The 11,796-nt window shown below is 71.1% G+C and carries 10 protein-coding genes; 4 read left to right on the plus strand and 6 right to left on the minus strand.

The features are described 5' to 3' along the window. On the minus strand, positions 1–2,679 hold a 2,679-nt coding region (gene acnA / locus A2U95_RS23960), incomplete at its 3' end, for an aconitate hydratase AcnA (RefSeq protein WP_166026649.1). A 287-nt stretch (positions 2,680–2,966) separates the two neighbouring features. On the opposite strand from acnA, the gene A2U95_RS23965 reads away from it, so the two are divergent. After that, complete coding sequence (locus tag A2U95_RS23965) at positions 2,967–3,158, plus strand: DUF4236 domain-containing protein (RefSeq protein WP_166026650.1); 192 nt, start codon at positions 2,967–2,969, stop codon at positions 3,156–3,158. Between the two features lie 80 nt (positions 3,159–3,238). Next, the gene (locus A2U95_RS23970) at positions 3,239–4,768 is read left to right on the plus strand and encodes a UDP-N-acetylglucosamine 1-carboxyvinyltransferase (protein WP_166026651.1); all 1,530 of its coding nucleotides are present in this window, start codon (positions 3,239–3,241) and stop codon (positions 4,766–4,768) included. A 70-nt stretch (positions 4,769–4,838) separates the two neighbouring features. On the opposite strand, the gene A2U95_RS23975 is transcribed toward A2U95_RS23970, so the two are convergent. Then, a complete protein-coding gene (locus tag A2U95_RS23975) occupies positions 4,839–5,528 on the minus strand; it encodes an HAD family hydrolase (RefSeq protein ID WP_166026652.1) in 690 nt (229 codons plus the stop codon). Continuing rightward, on the minus strand, positions 5,525–6,739 hold the full coding sequence (locus tag A2U95_RS23980; protein ID WP_166026653.1) for an acyl-CoA dehydrogenase family protein: 1,215 nt from the start codon (positions 6,737–6,739) through the stop codon (positions 5,525–5,527). The genes A2U95_RS23975 and A2U95_RS23980 overlap by 4 nt, the downstream gene beginning before the upstream one ends. A gap of 94 nt (positions 6,740–6,833) precedes the next feature. Between A2U95_RS23980 and A2U95_RS23985 the strand changes: the two genes are divergently transcribed. Next, positions 6,834–7,445: a TetR/AcrR family transcriptional regulator gene (locus A2U95_RS23985; RefSeq protein ID WP_240957950.1), complete on the plus strand. Its 612-nt coding sequence runs from the start codon at positions 6,834–6,836 to the stop codon at positions 7,443–7,445. A gap of 28 nt (positions 7,446–7,473) precedes the next feature. On the opposite strand, the gene A2U95_RS23990 is transcribed toward A2U95_RS23985, so the two are convergent. Beyond that, positions 7,474–8,496 (minus strand): ScbA/BarX family gamma-butyrolactone biosynthesis protein, encoded by a 1,023-nt coding sequence (locus tag A2U95_RS23990; RefSeq protein ID WP_166026655.1) that lies wholly within the window; start codon positions 8,494–8,496, stop codon positions 7,474–7,476. Between the two features lie 197 nt (positions 8,497–8,693). Between A2U95_RS23990 and A2U95_RS23995 the strand changes: the two genes are divergently transcribed. Further along, entirely contained in the window at positions 8,694–9,341 is a 648-nt protein-coding gene (locus A2U95_RS23995) for a ScbR family autoregulator-binding transcription factor (protein ID WP_240957951.1), read from the plus strand. 68 nt (positions 9,342–9,409) lie between these two features. Here the strand turns inward: A2U95_RS23995 and A2U95_RS24000 are convergent, their stop codons facing one another. Together A2U95_RS24000 and A2U95_RS24005 are read right to left on the minus strand one after the other, a co-directional pair. Further along, a complete protein-coding gene (locus tag A2U95_RS24000) occupies positions 9,410–10,240 on the minus strand; it encodes an alpha/beta fold hydrolase (protein ID WP_166026657.1) in 831 nt (276 codons plus the stop codon). A 61-nt stretch (positions 10,241–10,301) separates the two neighbouring features. After that, entirely contained in the window at positions 10,302–11,768 is a 1,467-nt protein-coding gene (locus A2U95_RS24005) for an MFS transporter (RefSeq protein ID WP_166026658.1), read from the minus strand. Positions 11,769–11,796 lie beyond the last annotated feature (28 nt).

Below are 11,796 nucleotides of genomic sequence, written 5' to 3' on the forward strand. Positions count from 1 at the left end.
GTAGTCCGCCTCACCGGGGGTGTCGATGCGGACGACCGCGTCGAACTCCACGCCGGTGTCGGTGGTGACCTTGACCGTCCGCGGCGTGGTGCCCTCGTTCAGCTCGGTCACGCCGGTGATGGAGAAGGACTCCTCGCCGGTGAGGCCGAGGGTCGAGGCCGACTGGCCCTCCGGGAACTGGAGCGGCAGGACGCCCATGCCGATGAGGTTCGAGCGGTGGATGCGCTCGTAGGACTCGGCGATGACGGCCTTGACGCCCAGGAGCGCGGTGCCCTTGGCCGCCCAGTCGCGGGACGAGCCGGAGCCGTACTCCTTGCCGGCCAGGACGACCAGCGGGATGCCGGCGGCCTGGTAGTTCTGCGAGGCGTCGTAGATGAAGGCGACCGGGCCGCCCTCCTGCGTGAAGTCGCGCGTGTAGCCGCCCTCGGTGCCCGGCGCGATCTGGTTGCGCAGGCGGATGTTGGCGAACGTACCGCGGATCATGACCTCGTGGTTGCCCCGGCGCGAGCCGTAGGAGTTGAAGTCACGACGCTCCACACCGTGCTCGGTGAGGTACTTGCCGGCCGGGGTGTCGGCCTTGATGGCGCCGGCCGGGGAGATGTGGTCGGTGGTGACCGAGTCGCCCAGCTTGGCCAGGACGCGTGCGCCGGTGATGTCCTCGACCGGCGTGGTCTCCATGGTCATGCCCTCGAAGTACGGGGGCTTGCGCACGTAGGTGGACTGCGGGTCCCACTCGAAGGTGTCGCCGGTCGGGATCGGGAGCGCCTGCCACTGGGCGTCGCCCGCGAAGACGTCCTGGTAGGACTTGGAGAACATGTCCTCGCCGATGGCGGAGGCCACGACCTCGTTGACCTCGGCCTCGGAGGGCCAGATGTCCTTGAGGAAGACCGGGTTGCCGTCCTGGTCGGTGCCCAGGGCGTCCTCGGTGATGTTCACCTTCATGGAGCCGGCCAGGGCGTACGCGACGACCAGCGGCGGGGACGCCAGGTAGTTCATCTTGACGTCCGGGTTGATCCGGCCCTCGAAGTTGCGGTTGCCGGAGAGCACCGAGGTGACCGCGAGGTCGTGCTCGTTGACCGCCTGGGAGACCTCGTCCGGCAGCGGGCCGGAGTTGCCGATGCAGGTGGTGCAGCCGTAGCCGACCAGGTTGAAGCCGACCTTGTCGAGGTAGGGGGTCAGGCCCGCCTTGTCGAAGTAGTCGGTGACGACCTTGGAGCCCGGGGCGAGGGTGGTCTTGACCCACGGCTTGCGGGTCAGGCCCTTCTCGACCGCCTTCTTGGCCACCAGCGCGGCGGCGACCATGACGTACGGGTTCGAGGTGTTGGTGCAGGAGGTGATCGCGGCGACGGTCACGGCGCCGTGGTCCAGCTCGTAGGTCGAGCCGTCGGGGGCGGTGACGGGGACCGGCTTGGACGGGGTGGCGTCCGGGAGGGTCGACGGGGCGTCGGAGCCGGGGAAGGACTCGATGCTCGCCTCCATCTCGTCCGTCACGTAGTTGCGGACGTCCGTCTTGAACTGCTCGGCGGCGTTCGCCAGGACGATGCGGTCCTGCGGGCGCTTCGGGCCGGCGATCGACGGGACGACGGTGGACAGGTCCAGCTCGAGCTTCTCGGAGAAGTCCGGCTCGGCGGACGGGTCCAGCCAGAGGCCCTGCTCCTTGGCGTACGCCTCGACCAGCGCGACCTGCTGCTCGCTGCGGCCGGTCAGCTTGAGGTAGTTCAGCGTCTCGTCGTCGATCGGGAAGATCGCGGCGGTGGAGCCGAACTCGGGCGACATGTTGCCGATGGTGGCGCGGTTGGCCAGCGAGGTGGCGGCGACGCCCTCGCCGTAGAACTCGACGAACTTGCCGACGACGCCGTGCTTGCGCAGCATCTCGGTGATGGTGAGCACCAGGTCGGTGGCGGTGGTGCCGGGCTGCAGCTCGCCGGTCAGCTTGAAGCCGACGACGCGCGGGATCAGCATGGAGACCGGCTGGCCGAGCATGGCGGCCTCGGCCTCGATGCCGCCGACGCCCCAGCCGAGGACGCCGAGGCCGTTGACCATGGTGGTGTGCGAGTCGGTGCCGACCAGGGTGTCCGGGTAGGCCTGGCCGCCGCGGACCATGACCGTGCGGGCCAGGTGCTCGATGTTCACCTGGTGGACGATGCCGGTGCCCGGCGGGACGACCTTGAACTCGTCGAACGCGGTCTGGCCCCAGCGCAGGAACTGGTAGCGCTCGCGGTTGCGGCCGTACTCCAGCTCGACGTTCTGGGCGAACGCCTCGTGGGTGCCGAACTTGTCGGCGATGACCGAGTGGTCGATGACCAGCTCGGCCGGGGCCAGCGGGTTGATCTTCGACGGGTCGCCGCCGAGCTCCTTCACGGCCTCGCGCATGGTGGCGAGGTCCACGACGCAGGGCACGCCGGTGAAGTCCTGCATGATCACGCGGGCCGGCGTGAACTGGATCTCCTGCGAGGGCTGCGCCTGCGAGTCCCAGCTGCCGAGCGCCCGGATGTGGTCGGCGGTGATGTTCGCGCCGTCCTCGGTGCGCAGCAGGTTCTCCAGCAGGACCTTGAGGCTGTACGGCAGGCGGGCCGAGCCCTCCACCTTGTCCAGCCGGAAGATCTCGTACGACTCGTCGCCCACCTGCAGCGTGCTGCGGGCGTCGAAGCTGTTCGCCGACACGACAGTCTCCTTCATTTATGTGCGCGTACCACCGCGCCGCATGGTGCCGCCACGCCGGTTTGGCGATCCGCCGGGGCAAGGCTAAGTTAGGTAAGCCTTACCGGAGCGGCAGCAGCGGCGTTCCTCCGACAGATATCTCGATGTCGAGATAACTCTAGTACATAGGGTCGGCCTGGTCATGCCCCGGCCCCGTTCAGCATGAGCCGTCGCGGGCGGGGGAGCCATGCGGGGCCCGCCTCCGGGTATCCGCTCGGGGAGCACTCGAAAAGACCCGTCCGCAGAACCGGCGAGAGGATGGCACCGTGCCGCTCACGTTCCGCAAGAGTTTCCGGATATTCCCCGGCGTCCGGCTCAACATCAACAAGAAGTCCTGGTCGCTGACCTTCGGCTCCGGCGACGGCCCGAAGCACACCTACAGCTCCACCGGCCGCCGCACCACCTCGATGGACCTGCCCGGCCCGTTCGGCTACCGGACCACCACCCGGCGGCGCTGATCCGGCCTCCGGTCACCCGGACGGCCGCGCCACTCCGCCCTCAAGATGCGTCATCTCATATCTGAGATAGCCTCAGTCACATGGCAGACGACTATCTCGTACGCATCGGCCGCCTCATCCGTGACGCACGACAGCATCGCGGCTGGTCGCAGGCGCAGTTGGCGGAAGCCCTCGGCACCAGCCAGAGCGCGATCAACCGGGTGGAGCGCGGCAACCAGAACATCAGCCTTGAGATGATCGCCCGCATCGGCGAGGCCCTCGACAGCGAAATCGTCTCCCTCGGCTATGCGGGCCCGATGCACCTGCGGGTGGTCGGCGGGCGCCGGCTCTCCGGCTCCATCGACGTCAAGACCAGCAAGAACGCCTGTGTGGCGCTGCTGTGCGCCTCGCTCCTCAACAAGGGCCGCACCACCCTGCGACGGGTGGCCCGGATCGAGGAGGTCTACCGCCTGCTGGAGGTTCTCAACTCCATCGGCGTACGGACCCGCTGGATCAACGACGGCGTGGACCTGGAGATCGTGCCGCCCGCCGAACTGGACATGGCGTCGATCGACGCGGAGGCGGCCCGCCGCACCCGCTCGATCATCATGTTCCTCGGCCCGCTGCTGCACCGCGTGACGGAGTTCAAGCTGCCCTACGCCGGCGGCTGCGACCTCGGCACGCGCACCATCGAGCCGCACATGATCGCGCTGCGCCGCTTCGGCCTCGACATCGCGGCCACCGAGGGCCTGTACCACGCCCAGGTGGACCGGACGATCACCCCGGGCCGCCCGATCGTGCTCACCGAGCGCGGCGACACGGTCACCGAGAACGCGCTGCTGGCCGCCGCCCGCCACGACGGCGTGACGGTCATCCGCAACGCCTCGTCCAACTACATGGTCCAGGACCTCTGCTTCTTCCTGGAGGCGCTGGGCGTCGAGGTCGAGGGCATCGGCACCACCACGCTCACCGTGCACGGCGTGCCGGACATCGACGTGGACGTGGACTACTCGCCCTCCGAGGACCCGGTCGAGGCGATGAGCCTGCTGGCCGCGGCCGTGGTCACCGAGTCCGAACTGACCGTCAGGCGGGTGCCGATCGAGTTCCTCGAGATCGAGCTGGCCGTCCTGGAGGAGATGGGCCTCGACCATGACCGCTCCCCCGAGTACACCGCCGACAACGGCCGCACCCGGCTGGTGGACCTCACCGTCAAGCCCTCCAAGCTGGAGGCGCCGATCGACAAGATCCACCCCATGCCGTTCCCCGGCCTGAACATCGACAACGTGCCGTTCTTCGCCGCCATCGCGGCCTCGGCGCAGGGCCAGACCCTGATCCACGACTGGGTCTACGACAACCGGGCCATCTACCTCACCGACCTCAACCGCCTCGGCGGCCGCCTCCAGCTGCTCGACCCGCACCGCGTCCTGGTCGACGGCCCCACCCGCTGGCGCGCCGCCGAGATGATGTGCCCGCCGGCGCTGCGTCCGGCCGTGGTCGTCCTGCTGGCGATGATGGCCGCGGAGGGCACCTCGGTGCTGCGCAACGTGTACGTCATCAACCGCGGCTACGAGGACCTCGCGGCGCGCCTCAACTCGGTGGGCGCGCAGATCGAGATCTTCCGCGACATCTGACGCGACGGCACCGCGGCACCGCGGGCCCGCCCCGTCCGGCGGGCCCGCGGTGCCGCGCGTACCGGGCGGGTCAGGCCATGACCGCCGGGCGCACGGGCGTGTGCGACCCGTCGGGGGCCACCAGCGTGGCGTGCCCGACCATGTTCAGCATGGGCAGGTCGGATTCGTGGTCGCCGTAGGCGTGGCAGTCCTCGGGGGTGATCCGGGGGTGGAGGCCGAGCAGTTCGTTCACGAGGACGCACTTGCCCTCGCCGATGGCGGGGCGGCCCAGCAGTTCACCGGTGAGGACGCGGCCGCACCTCTCCAGCCGGGCCCCGAGCACGTACTGCGCCCCGACCGCCCGCGCGACGTGCGGCATCAGCAGGGGGAACGACCCGGACACCAGTGCCACGGCCGCGCCCGCGGCCCGGTGCCGGCGCAGGGCGTCGACCGTCTCGGCGATGTAGAAGTCCGCGGCCGCGCTGCGCTGCTCGTACCACCGGGCGGCGTGTTCCTCGACCTCGTCGACCGGACTGCGTCTCCAGGCCCGGTGGTACTCCCGGTTGGCCTCCTCCCGCGACATGCCGCGGGCCATCCGCGCGTAGAGGTCCGCGAGGAGTTCGTCGGTGGCTCTCTCGCCCTCCGCCCCGTGCCGGGACCCGGCGTAGTGGCGGAGGAACTCCACCCCGCTCCGGCAGCGGATGAGGGTGTCGTCGATGTCGCAGAACACCAGGTAGGCGGGCGTGGGGTCGTCCAGCGGGAACAGCGGTTCGATGGTCATGACGCGGATGCCTCCTGCAGTGCGGTGAGCGTGACGGTGGTCAGGGAGTCGTGGTCGCCGAGCGTGGAGAAGACGGACGCCGCGTAGGCCATCGCCGCCGCCTCCCTGCGGAGCATCTGGTGGGCGGCGACCGTGTGGACGTCCCGCCAGCTGCGTTCGATCGGGCCCGGACGGCCGCCGGCGCCCGTACCCGCGGTCCGGAAGAGCCGTTCGACGCCCTCCACGAGCAGATCGACGGCGGCGGCGGATCTGCGCCGGTTCCTGAGGACGTCGCTCTCGCCGCGGGCGCCCGCGTCGGCGGCTCTGGCCGCGTCGAGGAGGAGGAGTTCCGCGGCCTCGATGTCGTCGGCCGAGCGGGCCAGCGTGTGGTGCAGGCGGCTGCCGTCGTGCTGCGGGAGGTCCCGGGCCTGGGTCCGGGCCGCCCAGACCGACCACGCGGCCAGCGCGCCGCGGGCCGCGCCGAGCGCCGGGGCGCAGAAGAGGAGACCGCCGGCGAGGTGGGCGGGCACGGTGTGGCACCGGGAGCGGCCCGGGCCGGGCGTCCCCGCCAGCAGGTCCGCCATGGGGAAGCTGCGGTGGTCCGGCACGAAGGCGTTCTCCAGCACCACGGTGTGGCTGCCGGTGCCCCGCATCCCGCTGCCGTTCCAGGAGTCGCGCACGCGGAAGTCGCCCTTCGGCACCGCGAACATGCGCGGCCCCGCCGCGCCCTCCGCGCCGGGCTCGGACGCGCACACGAGGAGCCAGTCCGCGAAGTCCACCCCGCTGACGCATTCCCACTCGCCGCTCAGCAGCCGGCCGAACGGCAGCCGGCGCGCCTGGCCCGAGGGTCTGACGGAGGCGCATATCCGGACGTCCGGGCCGGCCCCCCACAGTTCGCGCTGGCCGTCGGGCGGCAGGTAGGCCGCGAACCGGCTGTGGGCCGCCCACAGGACCGCGCACCACGCCGCCGAGGCGCACCCCTCCCCCACCGCGGCGGCCGCCGCGAACAGGCTCCCGAACGTTCCTTCCGGGCCGCCCCAGGCGCGGGGCACGAAGTGGCGTGCGAAGCCGGCGCGGGTGAGGAGTGCGACGGTCTCGTCCCCGAGCCTGCGGGCGTCGTCGGCGAGCACGGCGTGGGTGGCGGCGCTCTCGGCCGCGGCCAGGACGGACGCCGGGAGCACGGGGGAGATCTCGTCGGCCCGCTCTTCTGCCGGATTGTGACACTGCATCATCTGGCGAGTACCTCATTCGATGAATAGAATTCGTTCACGAACGTATCTTTTGCACTTCGGTCCCGCTACGGAGCCGGCACAGAAGGGAGGCGTCATGCCCAAACAGGCACGTGCCCTGCGGACGTACGACCGCGTACTCGACGCGGCCGCCCTCGAGTTCGCGCGGTACGGCTACGCGAACGCGAACCTGCAGAACATCGCGGACCGCATCAGACTGACGAAGGGCGCGCTGTACGGTCACTTCGCGACCAAGGAGGACCTGGCCGTCGCGCTGGACAACCACTTGTCCTGTGCGCTGGAGGAACTGCTCGCCGAGGCCAGGGTCCCGCCCCGTCCGGCGCTGAGCCGTCTGCGGTCACTCGTCCTCGGTCTCGGCCGGCTCTTCGGTACGGACGCGCGGGCCCTCGCCGCGTTGCGCCTGTCCGCGGAGACCGCCCGCTCGACCGCCAGGCCGGTGCCCCTGCTGGCGGAGACGCACGGTCTCGTGCTGCATCTGGTGCGCGAGACTCAGAAGGCGGGCCACTGGAACGCCGCGGTCCCCACGGTCCCCGTGGCCGACCTCATCATGGCCGCGCTCTTCGGTACGTTCCTGACGGAGACCGGCCCCGACTCCGGTCGCGGGCGGGCGGGCGCCGAGGCGGCCGATGCCGTCGACGCGATGTGGGAGGCCCTGTCCCAGGCGCTCGACGACGCCTCCGCGCACTGAGGCGGGTCCTGGCCGGGCCGCCGGCGGATCACCAGGAGGTGAACCGCGACCGGGGGGCGCGGTCGCCCACGCACGTCCAGGTCATGCTGGCGCGGGCCAGCAGCTTCTCCCCCTGACGGGCCGCGACTCCCAGGGTGCACCCGTCGGGCGATCCCTCGTCGAGGTCCAGGACGATCTCTTCCCCCAGTTCGCCGAAGGCGGCGCAGTCCAGGGAGAGGCCGGCCAGGGCGAAGGCCTGTCCGGCGTACGCGCTGCGGGGCGCCTCGTGGACGGTGAGATGGCCGAACTGCCGGAAGCCCTCCAGCAGGACCATCATCGGTACGTGATCGGTGGGGTGGTCGAAGAGGACCGCGTGGTCACGGTCGACCCGCAGCACCCACCGCCGGCCGGACCGGTCCCGTTGCAGGACGCAGTCCTTCCAGCGCAGCCGGCCCACCCGGCTCGGCCCCGCGATCCCGGTGTCCGGCCCGGGGCGAGGAGGGGCGGTCCCGTCGTCCGCGGCCGGACGCCCCCGCAGGAGCCCGTAGCGCCGGTCGTCCACCATGAGTCCGCGGGTGTGGCCGCGCCCGCAGGGGCGGCCGTCGACCATGAGCGTCACGTCCAGGCGCGCCCCGGCCGTCCGCCCCCGCCGGTCCCGCTCCTCGGTCCACGTCCCGCGCAGGACCACGGCCAGCGGTGCGCCCCCGACACGGAGCGCGGCCGGGTCCGTGATGTCGAAGCTCACGTCCTGGCCGATGAAGCGGGAGCCGAGGGGCACCCCGAAGTACGTGTGGGCCCCGTAGAAATAGGCCTGGCGCAACGTTTCCGCAAATAAGAGCGGGTCGTTCAGCCCGTTCTCGTCCGGGTGGTACAAAGCGTGGTCGCGCGGCCACTGGGCCGCCACCGAGAAGGTGTCCGCACCGGTGCGGACCCCGTCGGTGACGAAGACCTCGGCGATGGCGCTGCGGTGCACCAACTCACGTGTGACGGGCTGGAGGAAGCTGAGCACTTCGTTCTCCGCGCCCCGGGACGGCGCCTGCGCGGGTCTGGGATCATCGAGTACGACAGACATCTGAATACCTCGCCTCTCAGCTGGAGCAACCCTGCGAGCGAACAGACGTGCGAAGCCCTTTGTGCAATCATTAATATACCTGCGCGAAGGTATATTGCAAGGCTCACCGTGGTGCGGTTCCATGGGGCAACTGCTCACAACGGCAGGGGGGTTGGGGCGGTCAGAGCCAGTAACCGGCGCGGCACGATATGGACGTCATGAGTAACGAGCGCAATGAGCCAAGGACCCGCCTCACCGCGGGCACCACCTTCGACGACACTTCGCACCCCAAGCAGGAACGCGCGATCCGCACCCGCGCGACGATCCTCAACGCCGCGGCGGCGGCGTTCGCCACCGACGGCTTTCCCCAGGTCACCATCAAGGACATCGCCGACGGCGCGCAGATGACGAAGGGGGCCGTCTACTTCCACTTCCCCAACAAGGAGGCGCTCGCCGTCGCGGTGCTGGAGGAGTTCTACCGGCGCATGCAGAGGACCGTCAACGGCGCTCTGGAGCACGGCGACCCGGCGTCGCTGTCGACCTTCGTGGACGTCCTGAGGCGACTCGCCCGGGCCTTCCGCGAGGACGTCTTCATCCACGCCGGCGCCCGCCTGCAGATCGAGCGGCCCTACATCAAGGCCGAGCTGCCGGTCCCGTACGTGGAGACGCTGAACGTGCTGACCGACCTCCTGGACAGGTGCCGCAAGGCGGGACACCTCCCCGCGGACACCGATCCCGAGGCCATGGCCCGCACGCTCGGCGCCGCCGTGTTCGGCGCCCAGCACATCTCCTGGGTGCTCAACGACCGCGAGGACCTCGTGGAACGCGTGGAGGAGATCATCGATGCGTTCATCCCGATGCGCTGAACGCCGGACTGCCCGGACCCTGAGGGTCCGGGCAGTCCGGGCGGTGCGGTGTCCTGCGGGTTCGGCCGTCACTCCTTGACGAAGGCCAGCAGGTCCTCGTTGAGCCGCTCGGCATGGGTGGCGAACAGGCCGTGCGGGGCGCCCTCGTACGGCACGAACCGGCTGCCGTCGATGAGTTCCGCCGTCCGCGGCCCGCACAGGGCGTAGGGCGCCGCGAGGTCCTCGGTGCCGTGGATGACGAGCGTGGGCACGGTGATCCCGGCGGTCTCCGCGCGCTGGTCGGTGGTGAACAGGGTGCGGTAGATCTCGGTCCCCGCCCGGGGCGAGGCCTCCAGGCCCGTGCTCACCAGCCATCGTGCGAGTTCGGACGACACCGGCAGGGCGGCCGGATCCGCGTTCGGGCCGCCGAAGAACGGCACGGTGCAGTCGCTCAGCCACTGGGCCCGGTCCCGCCGGATGGCCTCGGCCGTCTCGTCGAGGAGGGCGATGTCCAGCCCGTCCGGGTTGTCCTCGGTCCGCAGCAGGAACGGGGTCGTGGAGGCGACCAGTGCCAGCTTCGCCACCCGGCCGGCGCCGTACCGGGACAGGTAGCGCACGGCCTCGCCGCCCCCGACGGCGTACCCCACCAGCACCGCGTCCCGCAGGTCGAGGTGGTCGAGGAGGTCGGCGAGGTCGGCCGCGAGGGTGTCGTAGTCGTAGCCGTCCCAGGGGGTGTCCGAACGCCCGCAGCCACGCCGGTCGTAGGTGACGCAGCGCAGTCCCCGCTCGGCGAGGAAGGACGCCTGGAACTCCCACATGCGGGAGTCCATCATGGCGGTGCCCAGCAGGACGACGGGGCGCCCGGCACCCCAGTCCTTGTAGTGGAGCCGGGTGTCGTCCCTGGTCGTGACGTACGGCATGGGCGTTTCCTTCCTCTGGCGGGCTCCGGTGAGCCTCTGGTGGCGGGGGGGGGGAGGCGGGTCAGCCGCGGGCGGCGCGCCCGGGTGCGACCAGCACCAGGGCCGCGGCGGCGAGGCCGAGCCCGACGAGCGGGACGAGCGTGAGCGAGAACGCGTCCGGGTAGGCGCCGGCGGAGCCGCCCGCCTCGGCGAGCGCCGGGAAGAAGACCGATCCGGCGACCGCCACCCCGAGGGCGGCCCCGCCCTCCTGCGCGGTGTTCATCAGCCCCGACGCGGAGCCGGCGTGCTCGGGCACGGCCGCGCCCAGCACCAGGTTGGTCAGCGGCCCGGTGGTCAGGCCCATGCCCAGTCCGGCGACGAGCAGCATCGGCAGCAGCCAGAGCACGTTCCCCCGCGGGCCGAGCCCGTTCGCCGTGAAGGCGACGGCGGTGTAACCGGCCGCGAGGGTCAGCGGGCCGCAGGCCACGGTCCGGGCGGACAGCTTGCCGGCGAACCGCGCCGACACCAGCGAGGCGCCGAAGTAGCCGGCGCCCACCGCGAGGAAGACGAGGCCGGACTCCAGGGGCGACAGGCCCATGCCCTGCTGGAGGTAGAGGGCGAGGATGAAGAAGAACGACCCCATGGCCAGGAAGTAGACGACCGTGGCGGCCAGGCCCACCGTGAAGAGGCGGACCCGGAAGAGCGCGGGCTCGATCAGCGGCCCCGCGTTGTCCGCGGCCCGCCGGCGCAGGTGCCGGACGGTCACCGCGACCAGCACGGCGGCCCCGGCCAGACAGCCCCAGACCCACGCCGGCCAGTCCCGCTCCTGGCCCTCCAGGAGCGCGAACACGATGAGCGCGAGGGATCCGGTGACCAGCAGTGCGCCCGTCAGGTCCAGGCGGGTCCCTCCGGCGCCGCGCGACTCGGGGATCGTGCGCTTGACGAAGGCCAGCGAGACCAGGCACAGCGGGACGTTGATGAGGAAGATGGTCCGCCAGCTCAGGCCGGCCACGTCGACGCTGATCAGGGCCCCGCCGATGAACTGGCCGAAGACGCCGGCCAGCCCGACGATCAGGCCGTAGGTGGTGAAGGCCCGGCCGCGGGCGGCGCCGGTGTAGACCGTGCCGATGATGCCGAGGACCTGGGGGACCATCAGCGCGGCGCTCGCGCCCTGGGCGATGCGCGCGACCACCAGGAAGTCGATCGTCGGCGCGAAGGCGCAGGCCGCCGAGGTGATCATGAAGAGCGTCATGCCGAGGGAGAACATCCTCCGGCGGCCGTACATGTCACCGAGCCGGCCGCCGGTGATGAGGCCCGCCGTGAAGGCGACCCCGTAACCGACGACGATCAGCTGGGCCTGGGCGGCGCCTGCCTGGAGGTCCGACCGGATGGCCGGAACCGCCACGTTGGCGATGAAGAAGTCGAGAACGGTGATGAAGGTGCCCACCAGCACCACCACGAGGGCACCGGCGGAGGGGGCGGCCGCCGGTGCCGGGGTGGGCCGTCCGCGTTCCTCGACGACGAGGTCCGGGCTTGCTTCAGAGGTCATTGCGGCTACTCTCCTGTTTTTCGTATTT

Origin of the sequence: Streptomyces chilikensis, from assembly GCF_001642695.1 — a bacterium.
Classification (GTDB): domain Bacteria; phylum Actinomycetota; class Actinomycetes; order Streptomycetales; family Streptomycetaceae; genus Streptomyces; species Streptomyces chilikensis.